Source organism: Streptococcus mitis subsp. hohhotensis, assembly GCF_000722775.1.
GTDB lineage: Bacteria > Bacillota > Bacilli > Lactobacillales > Streptococcaceae > Streptococcus > Streptococcus carlssonii.
The window spans coordinates 62045-79219 of the sequence record NZ_JPFZ01000006.1 but is presented as its reverse complement, the minus strand read 5'-3'; the positions used below and the strand labels follow the sequence as shown (position 1 = coordinate 79219).

Annotated in this window: 11 protein-coding genes; all 11 read right to left on the bottom strand. The window is 41.5% G+C overall.

Translation table 11 applies throughout. The annotated features are described in order from the left end of the window. Positions 1–11: 11 nt before the first annotated feature. A complete protein-coding gene (locus tag SK608_RS00485) occupies positions 12–1391 on the bottom strand; it encodes a TrkH family potassium uptake protein (protein WP_033675710.1) in 1380 nt (459 codons plus the stop codon). A 33-nt stretch (positions 1392–1424) separates the two neighbouring features. Beyond that, positions 1425–2189 carry a nucleoside phosphorylase gene (locus SK608_RS00480; RefSeq protein ID WP_033675708.1) on the bottom strand — a complete coding sequence of 255 codons (765 nt, stop codon included), beginning with the start codon at positions 2187–2189 and terminating at the stop codon, positions 1425–1427. A gap of 218 nt (positions 2190–2407) precedes the next feature. Continuing rightward, positions 2408–2965, bottom strand: coding sequence for a sugar O-acetyltransferase (locus SK608_RS00475; protein ID WP_033675706.1), 558 nt, complete (start codon positions 2963–2965; stop codon positions 2408–2410). Positions 2966–3055: 90 nt separating this feature from the next. Beyond that, the gene (locus tag SK608_RS00470) at positions 3056–3910 is read right to left on the bottom strand and encodes a VOC family protein (RefSeq protein ID WP_033675704.1); all 855 of its coding nucleotides are present in this window, start codon (positions 3908–3910) and stop codon (positions 3056–3058) included. Positions 3911–4264: 354 nt separating this feature from the next. Then, positions 4265–10810 carry a zinc metalloprotease C gene (zmpC, locus tag SK608_RS00465; RefSeq protein WP_082242375.1) on the bottom strand — a complete coding sequence of 2182 codons (6546 nt, stop codon included), beginning with the start codon at positions 10808–10810 and terminating at the stop codon, positions 4265–4267. Between the two features lie 467 nt (positions 10811–11277). Then, on the bottom strand, positions 11278–12474 hold the full coding sequence (locus tag SK608_RS00460) for a CAP domain-containing protein (protein WP_033675702.1): 1197 nt from the start codon (positions 12472–12474) through the stop codon (positions 11278–11280). A gap of 135 nt (positions 12475–12609) precedes the next feature. After that, positions 12610–13647, bottom strand: a complete 1038-nt coding sequence (locus SK608_RS00455; RefSeq protein ID WP_033675700.1) for an aldose epimerase family protein — start codon at positions 13645–13647, stop codon at positions 12610–12612. A 115-nt stretch (positions 13648–13762) separates the two neighbouring features. Then, positions 13763–14929, bottom strand: coding sequence for an SIS domain-containing protein (locus SK608_RS00450; protein ID WP_033675698.1), 1167 nt, complete (start codon positions 14927–14929; stop codon positions 13763–13765). 99 nt (positions 14930–15028) lie between these two features. Then, the gene (locus tag SK608_RS00445; protein WP_033675696.1) at positions 15029–15433 is read right to left on the bottom strand and encodes a PTS sugar transporter subunit IIA; all 405 of its coding nucleotides are present in this window, start codon (positions 15431–15433) and stop codon (positions 15029–15031) included. 3 nt (positions 15434–15436) lie between these two features. Then, positions 15437–16258, bottom strand: coding sequence for a PTS system mannose/fructose/sorbose family transporter subunit IID (locus SK608_RS00440; protein ID WP_000185294.1), 822 nt, complete (start codon positions 16256–16258; stop codon positions 15437–15439). Beyond that, the gene (locus SK608_RS00435; protein WP_000617018.1) at positions 16245–17150 is read right to left on the bottom strand and encodes a PTS mannose/fructose/sorbose/N-acetylgalactosamine transporter subunit IIC; all 906 of its coding nucleotides are present in this window, start codon (positions 17148–17150) and stop codon (positions 16245–16247) included. Before SK608_RS00435 ends, SK608_RS00440 begins: the two co-directional genes overlap by 14 nt. Between the last annotated feature and the right edge of the window lie 25 nt (positions 17151–17175).

The window sequence follows — 17175 nt, the reverse complement described above, 5'->3', positions numbered from 1 at the left end:
TTCTTCCTTTCTTATCCAATACTAATATCTGCTTTCATATACTGAATCAAATCTTTCTTATCAGGCTGGTAATCCGCTAAACTAACCAACAAGGTCAAGGGACCGATACGGCCAATAAACATGAGCACCATGACAATACTGAGGGCTAACTTGCCCAATTCTGGTGTCAGATTTGCCGTTACCCCAACTGTCGCAAGGGCTGAAATGGTCTCAAACATGAGGTAGATAAAGCGCGGTGTTCCTTCTGCTGTAATTCCCAGCAACACCAAGCCCAACAGGAAGGTCATCAAAAAGATAATGAAGACACTAAAGGATTTTTGGACTGTGCGAGCCTCAATGGTTCTCTGCGCAACATTGGCATGAGGTAAGCCCAGCAATTCACTACGCGCAAAGACCAATAAGACAAAGAAAGTCGTAATCTTGAGCCCCCCAGCCGTTCCTCCAGGCGCCCCTCCAAGAAACATCTGCAGGATATAGATAAACAAGGTCACAGGCCGAGCTTGAGTGTAGTCAATAGAAGCAAAGCCAGCTGTTCTCATGCTGACGGTTTGGAAAAAGCTAACCAACACTTTCTCTGGGATACTGAGATTGCCAATAGTCCCTGGATTGTGCCACTCCGTAAAGAGTGTGGATACTGTCCCAAACAGCAAAATTCCTGCAGTCAAGAAGAGGACCAACTTGGTGTGGAAACGCAGACGACGTTTTTTCTTCTTGTCAAACTGGGTTGCCAAGTCAAACCAGACCATAAAGCCAAGACCACCTGTGATAATCAAGCCAGCAATGACCAGATTGATCAAGGGATCTGTCTGATAATTCACTAAACTACTACTGCCGAAATTATCAAAACCAGCATTACAAAAGGCTGAAATGGCTAAAAAGATGGAGGTAAAAATGCCCCGTCCCCAGCCAAACTCAGGAATAAAACGGAAACTTAGTAGAAAGGCACCCAAGCCCTCCACCAGAAAAGTCGTCAAAAAGATGGAGCGCATAAAGGCCTTCAGTGACCGAGTCTCCCCGTAACTAAAGCTCTCCTGAATGGTTTCACGACTGCGAAGACTGAGCTTTTGCTTCCCCTGAATATAAAAGACTCCGATAAAGGTCATGAGTCCCAGACCACCAATCTGGATCAAGAGCATACAAATCAGCTGACCCCAGACATTATAGGTAGTAGCCACTGGTTGCGTAAAAAGGCCAGTCACACAGACCATGGACACCGTCGTAAAGAGATGGTCAAAATAAGTGGCCTGAGAACCATTTGCCTGAACAAAAGGCAGACTCAAAAGAAGAGAGCCTATAAAAATAACTCCAGCGAAACTTAAAAAAATGCGACGAGCAGGCGAAAGTCCGCCAAAGACCCTTTCAAGTTTTTTCACAAATAATTTGAATAACATACATCCATTGTACCATAAAAAGAAGAAGAGTAGCTAGATCTGAAAGGCAATCTCAAGGCAGAGTTCCAAGGCCTTCTCGAAAGCTTCTGAACCCCAGTCACGACTATCGTACTGGTCCAAGTCTGCTAAGGAATCAGCTGTGAACAACAATTCACCCCAGAGAACCCCACGCAGTTGGGCTACTGCCGCAAGCGCAGAACACTCCATCTCCACAACAGCACAGCCTTCTTCCTTGCGATAAGCCACCTTTTCAGCCGTTTCTCGGTAAAAACCGTCTGTCGTCCAGGTCATGACTTCTTCATAGGGAATCCCTCTGGCTTCCAACACTCGCTCAATAGCAGCAATAGCCTCTGGCTGCATTTCCATATAACGAGAAGGTGCCACATAGTGATAACTAGCTCCTTCATCTCGCAGAGCGCGAACAGGGACTAGAAAGGCATTTTCTTCTATATCAGCCAGCACACCACAGGTACCAGTAGAGATAATCTGCTCCACACCATAGCCAATCAACCAATCCATAAACTGGGTTGCTGGAGCGGAGCCGACAGGTGCCTGAGCCAGACAAATTCCCTCTCCCTTGTAGTTAACGACATAGACTGGATAGATCTTGGTGGCTGAAACAAATTCGCCGACACAGTCCGCCCCTACTTCCCTCGCATAACGGTCAATCTCCTCACCTAAAAAAGCATAGACACACTTCTTAGGCAACTGCAAGTCTAGCCCGTCGTGATCAGGCATGATGACCGCCTGAGGATTGTCATCAAACTCTAAAATAGGAATCGCATGTTTCTGAATCATAATCCACCTCCTCTGATTTTGTACTATTGTATCAAAAGCTGACACAGTGTCAAGGAGGGGGCTGATAAACTAAGGAGAAAAAAGCATCCCACTTACGAGATGCTTTTAAATTAATCAATGAAACAGACTTGCTAAGATATAGAGTAGGTAAATGTGGGCTGGGTAAAAGATGATGAAACCTACAAAAAAGAAACAACCTCCGCTGTTCCTTTTTACTTCTATTTCACAGGTATCTCCTTAATCACACGCGCAGGATTTCCAGCTAGGACAACGTTGTCGCCAAAGGACTTAGTGATTACAGCACCTGCTCCAGCAACAACATTATTGCCCAGTGTCACTCCAGGAAGGACAATAACACCACCTCCAGCCCAGAAATTGTCTCCGATAGTAATAGGCTTGCCGTATTCCACACCTGAATTACGTTCCTGCGGGTCCAATGGATGGAGAGGAGTCAAGAACTGACAGTTGGGACCAATCATAGCATTGTCCCCGATGCGAATCGGACAAACATCCAGCATGGTCAAGTTCCAATTAGAATAAAAATTTTCTCCTAGATAGATATTGACCCCATAATCGACCACCAGGCGTGGATTGACATAGAGATTTTGCCCAGTCGAACCAAACCAAGTCTTAATAATCTCCGCCCCCTTCAAGGGATCTTCTTCCTTGTTAAAGGCAGCCTGTTTTTGGCGAGAAGCCTGAGCCAAGGCCCGCAACTCAGGATCAAACGGATGATAGGGTTCTCCTGCAATCATTTTCTGGTATTCACTGGTCATTGTATTCTTCTCCTTATTCCCTACTATCATATCAAATTTTCTACATATCCGACTCCTACAATTTATACTCTGATTTTCATCACATACTGTCTATCTTGCTAAACGAATACGGGTCACGATTCCGTCTGGGTCTGTGATTTCCAGCTGGCTCGATGTCAGCCATTTGATTGGTGCATCAACTTCTTGTGCTCCTTGCGCAATCGTTAACAGTTCTTCTTTACGAGCGATTTCAATGACATAGTAGGCTAAGCCTGGCAAACCTGCCTTACGCGGAGCTAAGCCTTTTCCTCCCCATTCATTGACTGCTAAGTGATGGTGGTAGTCCCCAGCTGCAATCCAACTAGCGCTCGGCAAACTGAATTTATCCTCTAGTCCTAACACCTTTTGATAAAACTGGCTGGACTTTCGACTATCCTTGACGGAAAGATGGATATGCCCCATTCTCGTACCTTCTGCTAGGATAAAGGGCTCTACTCTTTCCCCCAACTCATAGATATCCTGCGCCGCAAGGGCCTCTGTCACCCCAATAATGCGTCCATCTTCTCGAATATCCCATGTGGAAACTGGCTTATCTCGATAGAGCTCGATGCCATTCCCCTCCAAATCTTCCAAGTAAAGGGCCTCACTGTAACCGTGATCTGCACCGCCAACAAGAGGAATCTGTAAATCTGTCAGGTGTTTCAAGACATCAGCCAATGCCTTGCGTGTCGGCAAGAGAATAGCCAGATGGTAAAGGCCATAATATTCCCTTACTTCTCCACTCTCTTGTGCTTGAATCAGCTGTACCAAGGCTTTTCCACCCAGGCCTAGAACGGCCTCTGTCTCAGTTTGAGATAGGATTTCTAAACCAATAATTTGCTGATAAAAGGCTGTTTGACTTGCCAAATCCTTTACATTTAAAACTGCCTCTGCCAAATAAATGTGACTCTTGTATTCATAGGTCATAAATAGTCCTCTTTTCTGTTGTAATGTTTTTTGTTACAACTATTATATCATTCCCATCAAGAAAGTCAAGTCATACAACTTGAAGGAACTCCCCAGCAAAAAACAATCCCAGAAAAATCTTCTAGGATTGTTTTGTGTTTATTTAACCAGGCTAGCAAAGTTATTTCTCAAATCGACGTTTTCTGTGGGATTGAGATACATCTTGTCACCATTGGTCGTTGGCGAATGAAAAACAATTCCTGCAACCTGGATTCAATCACATCTCTATATCACTCCATAAGAAAAAGGAGTAGATTGGTCATCTGACTCCTCATTCTTACAAAAAACACTATTCAACAATAAAACTCTACAATCTTATTTATAAATAGATTCTCTGAAATCATCTGTGCTACGTAGGTAGGCATTATAGATTTTCTGTTTCAGTAAATGAACCCAACTTGACGGAACATTTTCTGTTGCACGTTTAAGGTTTTTCACATCGTGCGCTACTGCCGCATCAATTAAAGCTTGCATTTCTTGTGCTGATGAAATGGTTACTTCTTTTGTGCTGTTCGGCTTATCGAGTTCATATTGAATAGTAATTGGCTTCAAGTTTGCCTGTTTACTTATACGTTGATTAAACATATCTTTTTTGAATTCTACCCAGTTTGGATAGTGATTATCAAATACTTTTTTCAATACTAAATCATCTGTGACTAAAGCAACATCTTTTTTATACCAGTTTGAATATGTTTTACTTCCTTCTGCAAGCGCATCTGCTGCATACTGATTTGAAACATATGGTAGGAATCCTTTGTGGTAGCCTTTTTCAGCATATAATTCATACGCTGTTTTTCTGAACATGACATCCCCTGGTGCACCGTTTGGATTGCTTAGTCCTGCATAGATAGGTGAGAACATACTTATTGTGTAATATCCGTTTCTTCCGTATTGAGCTTCATTTTGATAAGCACGTCTATTGATGATGTCATTTTCGATTAATGAGTCTAACGTTTTTAATCTTGCTACTTCTTCATCGGTTAATGGACGAACCTTGTTTCCTGCGTGTGTATCCTTGTTATATCTATCATCACGCACATAGTAGTTCTCTATTTTTCTAAACCATTGTTTCTTAACCGTGTCAGATTGAGTTAATACTGCCTTGGCTTCCATCGCATCAAGCGTGTATAGCACATCATACATTCCGTGTAAGTAGTGTTGAATTTCTTCTTCAGAAGTGAATCTTGCTGTTGGATCGTATGTGTGTAGACGAGTTCTTGAGTCTTTATCTCCTTTAAAGATTGTGTTTAATACTATTGCATCTTTATCTACACTGTCCGCTGATTGAAGTAGTCCTAGTGCATATAGTTCTGCTCCCAGTCCTTCACGTCGCTCGTTTCCTTCGAAGTAGACTTTTCCGTCTGAGTTGTGCACCATCTCATGACTATAAACCGATGTTCCATATTGGTCTAACAATCTATCACTTACAAAGTAGGCCTCTACTCCTGTTGCGTAAGCTCCTGCATTCTTTCTTGGCGTATGGTATTTACCTGCTGGCCCGAAGAAACTATAGATAGAGTCTATGTTTTTGTCTGATAATGTTGCCCAGTAGCCTCTACCATTTGTATCTTTTACCTCAAATGCATCTGTTACCGGCACTGCACGGTATAATCTTTCTTTAAATTCTGGCGCTAGGACTTTATACCAGATGTCATAATGATCTCTCTGCCATTTTGCAGATTGGTCTACCTTTCCACGAACATATTGTTTCAAGGCATCTCCTGAGAGAATCGCTCCATCAGCTCCTCTGTCTCGATAACGTTCATAGCTACCGAAGGCTAATGTTGATAGAGTAGATATTGCATACAGACTTTCTTCTTTCATCGTTAATAGTGGCAGTAGCATGCTCTTATATCCCCAACTTGGTGCTGATATTCTATCATATACTCCTATTGAGTATTTCTTATCAGCCGTTGGTGATACTTGTTTTTCACGAACTTCTTCTATATCTGATGTTGCTTCTACTATGTAGGCTTTTGTATTGTCTTTGAACCACTGGTTATTGGTTTTGTTTGGTAAGAATAGTTTTCTATAGGCTTCTACGAAGTCAAAGACTGAATCTTCTCCTTTAAGTGGTGCAAGTGCGCTCGCGTATAGACCTGTCGTGTTTGGTCCTCGTAGGTTTTCTAGCCCACTATTTCCTAAGGCGATGATAGTGTCTAGCGTTGAAGCTTCATTGTTTCCGTTAAAGTCAAACTTGTACACTGATAAATCTTTCGTATTCAGACTATCATAATTAATATTGTACCAACGATTCATGTATGTAAGTCCCAGCATAAATGCTTCTTTGTTATTTTTAATTTTTTCGCTTACGTATTCAACTACACCATCTCCTGTAGTGTTGATTGATTTATCCATCGCTAATACTTTTCTTAAGTGTTCTGCTATATTAGTTTTAACTTCCTCAAATTCTCTATCTAAGTATAAGTTATCTAACGCTGCGTCATCTGTCGCTCCTAGCACTTTCTTAGTCGCTTCTGAGCTGAATGTTACATTTTGTAATTCGCTTAGTACGTTATTAGTTATCGCTGTATAATCTGATACAAATGCTTCTGGTGTGAATATGTATCCTTTGTCTGCAACATTGTATTCGACCACTTGGCTGTTTGCGAAGTTTTCTTTGAATGTTACATCTAAGTATTCTACCGTGTTGTCTTTGTAGTGTAACATAACTCTATTGATTGAATTTTTCTTATTATTAATATCCGTTACTACTTCATTTCCGTTCATCGGCACTACGTCTAGCAGTTCTGTAGTGTAAAGTTTATCCGTTGTCGCCACTTTATTACCATAGTGAACAACTAGCTCCTTATTGTAGAATGGCATTAGTTTTTCTATGTTATTATACGCTACTTTTCTTTCAACTTGCGCTTTATTTAATGTTGTATAGTCAACTTCTTTTGAGTTTGCTTTTTGGTCTTGTCCAGTATCATCAAGAGTTACTGTTATTCCATAAGAAGCAATCTTAGCATCCGCTTCTTCTTTAGTTACTTTTCGAACGAAGTTATCTTGTTTTTTGTTTTCAACAGAGGTAATAGTATTCTTCACATCTGCACTACTGAATTGATCTCCTGTAGTGGCATATCCGTCACCGACATTCATATTGCTTACTACATTGTCCACACGACCTCTTGGATATGTAGACCCAACTATTCCTCCGACTCTTGGATACCCTTGACCATTTAGGATTTTACCTGTTGTTACAGAACGTGTTACTAACGCTCCATTTTCTAATTTACCTGCGATTCCTCCTGCTGTTTGGTTATTGTTACGAGCAGCGGTAGAGATGACTGCATCTACTTTCGATTTGTCAACTTTGGCATTTCCTCCAGTTAATTTACCGACGATTCCTCCTGCATAATTCGCATTGTTATCCGCGTGGTTGGCGACTAGTTTTCCGCTGAATGAGCTGTTTTCTATTCTTGTATTTGTAGCATCTACTACTAATCCTGCTACAGATTTTCTTCCTGATACTTTTCCTTCTACAGCTACATTGCTGATAGTAGCATTATTCGCTGTTTTTGCTACTGCTGCGGCATTTTCTTTGCTATCCACTTGTGTATTTTTAAGATCTAAATCTTTTACAGTTGAATTTTTTAATACATCAAACAGCGGTTTTTTCAAGTCGTATATAGCATATGCTTTGTTTCCTTCGGCTCCTACTAGCGTTCCTGTAAATTCTCCTGTTATGTAACTTGTTTGATTCTCTGGTACCCCTACTTCATCAGCTGTCATATCAGCAGCTAATTTATATACACCTGCTAAGTTACTTTGCATCGCCGTTACAAGTTGTTTAAATGATGTATATACTCCTGGTTGCTCCGCTTTAGTTTTAGCTACATTAAATGTGTAGTCCTCTTTGTAACCTTCTGCACCTTCTTCTACAAGTTGATCAACAGCTGCCGTCACTTTATAAGTTCCATCCGTATTTTCTGTAATAGATTTTACAGGTATATACATTTCTTTGAATCTATCTGATTTTATTTTTACAAAGTATTTAGCCGTATCAGTCGGTGTTTCACTTAGACTTAAATATCTGCGATAACGGTCATTTTCTTTACCGTATAGTTCTACTGAATCGATATCTTTAATTTCTATTTTCTTATAATCTAGTTGGAAAGCTTGAGTTGATGTTTCTGTACTTTGTTCATCGTTTTCGCCTAGATTATAAGTTAAACGTGTTTTTAGTGTGTAAGGTGTGTAGTAATCTAAACCTGATATCACCTGCTCTTTGGCAGGATTCTCTATATCCACCTCTTTGACTAACTCGTCTTCATGGAAAACTTGCGCTTTTGCAGAGACATACGCCGATGTAGTGTCTGTTAAGTTATAGCTTACAGTTATAGATTTTTTGTTCTCAGCTTTTGTTAAGTTTATAATTTCTACTGTAGGTTTAACTTTTACTAGTGTTCCTACTTTAACGATTTCTTTTACTGGAGCTACTTCAGTTCGTGATAGTTCTTTAGTTTCTACTACATTACCATTTACGATGTAGTCTTCATATTGAATTGTACGCGTTCCTGCTTGACCTGGTTGTTCTGTTCTACGACGATTTTTCAGAAGTGTTGCATCTTGAATTTCTTCTGTTGTATAAGGAATATTTTCTGTTTCCGTTCTATTTCTTGTAGTAACTTCTAAAGCCGGAAGCTCCTCTGTTACTACGGATTCTCCTTCGTGTCCTGGTTCTTGCGTACCTTTAGTTTCGAGTGGTTTAGTATACTCTGGTGTTTCCTCGCGGACTGCGGCTTCGCCCTCGTGTCCGGCTTCTTGCGCGCCTTTTGTCGCTACTGGGTCAGTGTACTCGGGTAACTCCGGTTGCACTACTGCTGCGCCCTCATGACCCGGTTCTTGCGTACCTTTAGTTTCGAGTGGTTTAGTATACTCTGGTGTTTCTTCGCGGACTGCGGCTTCACCTTCATGTCCTGGTTCTTGCGTGCCTTTTGTTGACACTGGATCAGTGTGCTCCGGTGTTTCTTCGCGGACTGTAGCTTCACCTTCGTGACCTGGATCTTGCGTGCCTTTTGTCGCTACTGGATTAGTGTATTCTGGAGTCTCTTCGCGAACTGCGGCTTCGCCCTCATGACCCGGTTCTTGAGTACCTCTCGTTGCTAACGGTTCTGTGTAGACTGGAGATTCTTCGCGGACTGCTGCTTCACCCTCGTGTCCGGCTTCTTGCGTACCTTTCGTTGCTAACGGTTCTGTGTAGACTGGTTCTTCCTCGCGAACTGCTGCTTCGCCCTCATGACCCGGTTCTTTCGTACCTTTGGTTTCTAGTGGTTTAGTATACTCTGGTGTTTCCTCGCGAACTGTAGCTTCGCCCTCATGACCGGGCTCTTGCGTGCCTTTAGCTTCTGACGAATTAGTATAAACTGGATTTTCCTCGCGAACTGCTGCTTCACCCTCATGACCTGACTCTTGCGTGCCCTTTGTTTCTAACGGTTCTGTGTAGACTGGTTCTTCCTCGCGAACTGCTGCTTCACCTTCATGTCCGGGTTCTTGCGTGCCTTTTGTCGCTACTGGATTAGTGTACTCTGGAGTCTCTTCGCGGACTGCTGCTTCGCCCTCATGACCCGGTTCTTGCGTACCTTTGGTTTCTAGTGGTTTAGTATACTCTGGTGTTTCCTCGCGAACTGTAGCTTCGCCCTCATGACCGGGCTCTTGCGTGCCTTTAGCTTCTGACGAATTAGTATAAACTGGATTTTCCTCGCGAACTGCTGCTTCACCCTCATGACCTGACTCTTGCGTGCCCTTTGTTTCTAACGGTTCTGTGTAGACTGGTTCTTCCTCGCGAACTGCTGCTTCACCTTCATGTCCGGGTTCTTGCGTGCCTTTTGTCGCTACTGGATTAGTGTACTCTGGAGTCTCTTCGCGGACTGCTGCTTCGCCCTCATGACCCGGTTCTTGCGTGCCTTTGGTTTCCAATGGAAGTTTATATTCTGGTCGATCGTTTGTCGTCGCCAATACTTCCTCTTCCGCACTCTGCACCGTTGTAGCAGATACAGGATTTTCTTGTTCTGGCAATGTTGATCGAACTACAGATTCTCCTTTGTAACTCGGATTCTGCTCACCTTGACTTACGAGTGAATCATTAGAAGAGGGATTTTCTGCTGCTATCGAAGATTTTTCTGAAAGTCCATCATCCCCAGATGTTTCACCTTGTAAACTAACCTTCCCCCATCCTTGGTTCCATTCTAAATCAGCTGAATGAACTACATCTGATATTTTTGTAGAGTCTGGTTGATTATCTTTTTGAGCAGAGTATTGCCCATCAACTATCCTTGAAATCCCTGCATTATCCTGTTTCTTAGTCTTGATATAACCAATGTATTGATAACCTTCGATTTTCAGAGGCTCTGGCAACTGTTCCCCGACTCCGATAGAAAGTTGACTATTATAGGCAGATAAAATTTGGCTGGTCAATCCAAAAGCACTGGCCGGCAACAATTGAACTCCCATGCTAGTTAACAGCAGAAAATGAACAAATCGTTTCTTCCCATTTTCCCTTTTAGAAACCAATAAAACTAACAAGCTCAAGCCTGCAGTAAAAAGGAAAGTACCAACAGTTGGGTTAAAACCTGTATTCGGTAAAAACTGTTGAGGTCTATAAACCAGGTAGTAAGTATCATCCGATTCTTCAGCCAGTTGTGGAAGGGCCTCTACCAGCAAGGATTTTTCCTCGTCTGTCAATTCACCCTCAGTCATATACTTATAATGAATTGGACTTTCCATATGATCGGCTGATACCGATTGAATCCCTTGACTCATCAAAAAGAAACTAGCTACAGTAACTGATACCAATCCCACTGACAACTTTCTCATCGAGAAACTCTGGCGTTTCTCACCAATACTTTTTCGACCCATATTAACCTCATCTTTATTTTCTATACTCTTTATGTCAATCAATTATTTTGCGCATAAAAGTATAAATTCTCAAAGAATAGTTTGACTATATCAACCTTTCTCTGAGAATCTTCTAATAATTACTTATTATTATACAATAAGTTGATAGAAATTTCTATGAAAATATACTTAAAAATATTCTGCATACTATAGAAAAATACAGTGAATTATAGCGATAAAAAGCAGAGATAACATCTCAACAAGTAAGTATGGACTTCAGACCAATTACAGCATTTTTTAGATTACCAATTATACTTTTAATATGCCATAAAATATTGGTCCATAATAGAAAAGTCTGAAATTGAGAAGACAAGAATCCAATCTTTATAAATCAAAAGAGGTCAATGTTCGCCATCAACCTCTTTCTTATCGTTCATTCTTTTTGCTAAGTAAGATGAATACTTTACCTATAGCCTGACATTTTCAGCCTAGTTTACCCATTCACCATTACCATTTACACGGTAACCATCTGGTGTTGTTGTACTCACAGCCAAAGCTCCAGAACCGTAGGCATAGTACCAATGTGGTCCAACTTTAAACCAACCTGTCTTCATGACACCTGATTGATCCAGATAATACCAAGTACCATTTTCCTTATACCAGCCTGTCTTCATAGCTCCTGAGCCATCAAAGTAAAACCATCTGCTACCATCTGTTCCCCAGCCTGTAAACATCGCGCCTGAACTATCAAGGAAATACCATGTTCCATCAACTTCTACAAATCCAGTCTGCATGACACCTAAATCATTCAAGTAGTACCATTTACCACCCGTTTTCACCCAGCCTGTCTTCACATCACCAGACTCATAAAAATACCATTTTCCATTAGACTTCACCCATCCAGACTGACTAGATGTAGATGTTCTAAAATCTTTCAGCGGTTTTTCTACAACCGTAGCTTTACTTTTAACTGTTGAAAGATTTGATGCAGTCACTTCTGTATACTGAATAGCAGAACCATATCCACCAGCCAATTCCTCTGAAGAAGCATCATCACCTAAAGCTAGAGAAATCGTTGCTACTTGCTGAGAGCTGGCTGCGTTTTTAAAAGCTGCAAGACCCACATATGTAAATTTAGGATTAATCAAAACCTCATAATAACCTGTAAATTCTTTAGAGGTTCCACCCTTCTTTTTCGCTACATAATTCGCCTTCTCAGCATGCCAGTTTTCAATTGCTTTTAGAAAACCTTCATAGTTCACATCTAAAGCTTCTCCTCTTATACTATTGCTAGATGGAAAAGCAGTCCAGATTTCTTTAGTAGAAAGACGCTCAGGTTTTAAAGCTACTGACACCTCAGTAGCTCGTACAAAAGCAGTTTTCTCAAGATCAGTAGACCATTTAATAGGGACATACTTATCTACCAAACCTTCATCAGCCGCTTCCTTACGAATCTTATTAATCGCGTCCAAAATAGATTGTTTATTTGGAGTTAAAAATTCTCCCTTGATTCCAACCAAAACATTGCCACTAGCAGGTTTTAGCACCTCTGAGGTCAATACATTTTCATTTTTACCATTAACAGATTGTGTTGCCACCAATCTGTCATTAGCAAAAACATCATTTGTCAAAACTGCTCCAGCCAAAGTCAAAGCCAAGGCGCTAGCAAATACAATTTTCTTCATCTTTTTCTCCTTTTATCCTTTAGATAGGACAGGTATTTTCAATACTAAATTATATCATATTTTCCTATTCTTTGCCCATTTCTACTAATGTTATAAGGCAAATACTATTCACCCCAAAAGTAGAATCTTCATCCTTTATTTCACAACAAGCTCATAACGTGTCGTACTGATTAAGGTTTGACCGGCTTTGAGAATGACTTGGTCTTTGAGGTCACTGTGAATAGCATCTGGTAAAGCTTGCGCTTCAAGGGCAATCCCATTGTGCTGTACCATTGGCCGACCTCCTATGATGACACTTTCATCCACAAAGTTTGCTGTGTAGACTACAAAGCAAGGAGCCTCTGTCTTGAAAAGCAGGAAGCGGCCTGAGTTTTGGTCATAAAGGAAACCAGCATTATCATGACCTGCAGGAAGAGCAAATGGATGATCCAAACCAGATACCAGCTGGATTTGCTCATCTTCCTCTGCAAAGATGTCTTTCAACAAGGCACCATTGTAGATGTGTTTGACCACATCACGATCGGCGTCTGGAGTTTTGGCAGGAACACCATCGGGAGCGATTGGGTAAATGCCCTCTGTATTTAGTTGGAAGACATGGCGGTCAATCGTCTGCGTGAAATCACCAGACAAGTTGAAATAGCTGTGGTTTGTTGGATTGACCAGCGTATCCTGATCGGTCGTCACCTTGTAGCTGATTTCATAGGCACCAGTTTCTTCCAAGTGATAACTGATCCAGATCTTGAGGTTCCCAGGAAATCCTCCTGTCCCATCTGTACGCTCTGTGTAGAGGGTCAGACCATAGTCGCTCACTTCAACTAGTTCAAACAATGTAGAATCCCAACCTGTTGAACCACTGTGGTTACAATTGCTAGCATTATTGACTTCAAGGTCATAAGTCTTGCTATTAAGCTCAAATGTCGCACCAGCAATACGGCCTGCCACAGGACCTACGCTAGCTCCATGCTTGGGACTATTACCTACATAGCTATCAAAATCATCAAAACCCAAGATAACATTGGCAAAATTTCCAGCCTTGTCAGGTGTGACATAACGCAAGATGGTCGCACCATAAGTCATAACCTCAAGTTGGTAGCCACCGTCTGTCTCAAAGCGATAGGCCAAGACATCCTTGCCCTCAACATTTCCAAATACACGCTCTGTGTATACTTTCATTTTGTTCTCCTTTTACTATTTCTCTCAAGCAAACAAACCATAGAAAGCCTACTGACAATCTATGGTTTATCTGATGATTTACAAATACTCTTGTCAAGAATTCACAAACATTTCCTTACTTTTGATATTCGTGGATGATAACACCTTGTACCACACGGTTTACGGTACCTGTAGGAGAAGGTGTATCTGGTTTATTTTCTACCTTGAGTGAAGTCAATAGGGCAAAGAGTTGGGCATAAACGATGTAAGGGAAGACACGGTAAATATCATTCAAGACACCGCCACAACCAAGTGCCACTTCTTTGACATTTTCAAGACCAAAGGCTTGATCACTCAAAAGCACGACACGACGAGCAATCTGGTCACCAGCAACTTCACGAACCAAGTCCAAGTCGTACTTACGAGTGTAGTCTGTCGTTGTACCAAAGACCAAAACAACTGCATCTTCGTTGATAAGAGATTTTGGACCGTGACGGAAGCCGACCGGACTTTCATACATGGTCGCAACTTGACCAGCTGTTAATTCCAAAATCTTGAGCTGAGCTTCATGAGCAAGTCCAAAGAAAGGACCAGCACCTAGATAGATGACACGGTTAAAGTCTAGGTCAACAAGCTCTTTGACATCTTCTGCATTGTCTAGAACTTTACGGGCAAGACTAGTCACAACTTCAAAACGTTCAGCTTTCACAGCAAATTCTGTAGGATCAAAGACCAAGAGAGCTGTCAACATCATAGACGTAAAGCTAGAAGTCATGGCAAATCCAGCATCATTGGAAGCAGCTGGTTGCAAGAGCAAGAGATTGCGGTCATCTCCATGAGCTTGAAGAGCCAATTTCCCATCTGCAGCACAAGTAATCGTCACTTGGTAAAGCTCATCCACCAAGGCTTTAGCCAAATCAACAGTCGCCACACTTTCAGGCGAGTTCCCACTACGAGCAAAAGACACAAGGACAGTCGCAACATCTTTTTTCAAATAGGTTTCTGGATTGGCAACGATATCTGTGGTCGCAATAGCATTGAAATTCCATTTGCGTTCGTCATAGACTTCCTTAAAGTAAGGTACCAAGGTATCTCCCACATAAGCAGAAGTCCCCGCACCTGTCAAGATAACCTTGATATAGTCATGTTTATCAGCAATCCCTTGTAGGAAGGCTGCAATTTCTTCACGTTTTGCTTGATAAGATTCAAAAGCTTCTTTCCATACATCAGGCTGTTGGTAGATTTCACGTGTAGTGATTTCTGCACCCAATTCGAGCAAGTCTTCTTTTGTATAATGTAGCATTGAGTTCCTCTTTTTCTATCAAATATGGGAATGGGAGTAAGCCCCATTCCCATGTATATTCTATATAAAATGCTCTAACGATTTTCACGTTGTCACATCTTATTCATCTTCGTCATCATCGAAGCCTGCTAACAGGTCATTAACTTTCACAATGCTTTCTGTAGCACGGTTCTTATAGTCCGCATCTGCGCCTGTAAGGCTCGCATTGATAAATTCAATCACCATTGGAAGATTCATCCCTGCATAAAGTTCGATGTCACGACCTTCCATAATCAAACGGCTTACCACGTTACATGGTGTTCCACCGAGAAGATCCGCAAAGACTAGGAAATCATCCAATCCTTCAATAGCAGCTTCAAATTTTGCAGTAAATTCTTCTGGGCCATCTTCTGGAAGAAGAGCCACTGCATGAATGTTATCTTGTGGACCCATGATCATTTCAGTGCTACCTTTAAGTTCTTCACAGAAGCGACCATGACTCACCAAAATTAATGATTTAGCCATAAATTATGCGCCCATTCCAAGTACAAATTTACCAAAGGCAGAAAGAGCCAAAGCAAGTACGATAATAATACCGATAGCTTTAGTAGAGTTCATACCTTTCTTACCAAGCAACCAGAAGATAAAGGCAGTAAAGATTGCTGGAAGCAAGCGTGGGAAGATTTGGTTCAAGATGTCTTGGAAGTCAATCATCTTCTCACCGATTGCCCATTTGTAAGAAATTTCAAAGTTGATCATTGTTGCTACAAGAGCACCCATCATGAAGACACCAAGTACAGATGCCGCGTCAATCAAAGCTGTCAAAGTACTTTGCATGTTGTTGATAAGGTTAACCCCTTCTTTGTAGGCAAATTCCAACTGTTTCCAACGGAAGATGTCATAAGCAACTGCAACTGCGATCCAAAGGAAGATACCCCAAGGTTGACCACCGATAGCCATAGTTGCTGCGATAGATCCCATGATAGCAGGTACAAGTGAACCAAAGATTGTATCTCCAAGAGGAGCGAATGGTCCCATCAAACCTGTCTTGATACCATTAACGGCATCTTTTGAACCTACACCATCTTTTTCTTCCATGGCAAGGTCAAAACCAGCGATAATGGTATGGAAGAATGGTGAAGTATTGAAGAATTGAGTATGAACTTTCATCATTTCTTTCAATTCAGGAGTTCCATCCCCATACATTTTACGCAATTGAGGCAAAATCATGTAAAGGTAACCAGAAGCTTGCATACGTTCGTAGTTCCAACCCAATTGGAAAGTAAACAAGCTACGTTTATTGATTTGGTTAAAATCTTCTTTTGTAAGTTTGTAATTAGAATTCGTCATCTTCGATTTCCCCACTTTCTGATGGTGTAGAAGGTGCTGCTACAGCTACTTTTTGGCTATTTTTGAAGTGAAGCACTGCAAGGAAGATACCTACGATAGAGATACCAATCATAGACAAGCCTTTGAAGTTGTTCACGAAACCAATTTTTTCAGCAACTTCAGCAGGAAGAGTACCTACGATACCAGCAACAGCGCCACCAAGACCTGTTACATATGAGTAAAGAACAGTCAACATAGCTGTCAAACCAAATCCCATTGCAAGGTAGTGAAGGTTACGTTTAACTGGAAGGTAACGAAGCAAGATTGCAAATCCAAGACCTGGAAGCATACGTCCTGCGAGAGTCAAACCATCTGCAACCCATTGGTATTTTGTAACGAAATCTACTACGTGTTGTACAAATTCACCACCAAAAGCAAGCGCAAAGAAGACTGGAAGGGCACGAGATAGAGCCCAAGGAATCGCACCAAGTAGGTAGTTGCGTTCAATACCTTTATAGTCAAAGCGTTCGATTGCAGCATCCACACGGTGAGCAAAGAAAGTAGTTGTCATACGTCCAAGAACGTCGAAGTAAGTCAAGAGAGTTGCTACTGGCACAGCGATTGTTGTAATCGCAAGTGCTGTATCAATTCCTTGTGAAACAGAGAAGGCTGTCGCAAGAACTGCACCAGAAGTTGCGTCAATACGAGAAGCACCACCGAAGGTACCAACCCCAAGAACGAACAATTGCAAGTTACCACCGATAAGCAAACCAGTAGTCACATCTCCCATGATTAAACCAGTAATGAAACCAGCAAATACAGGGGAACCTGCAGATGAAACGATCGTCAACTCATCACAGATTTGATAAGCTGAGTACAAAGTGAGAAGTAAAATTTGCCACCATTGTATCATAACAATGACCTCCTAAAAATTTTTT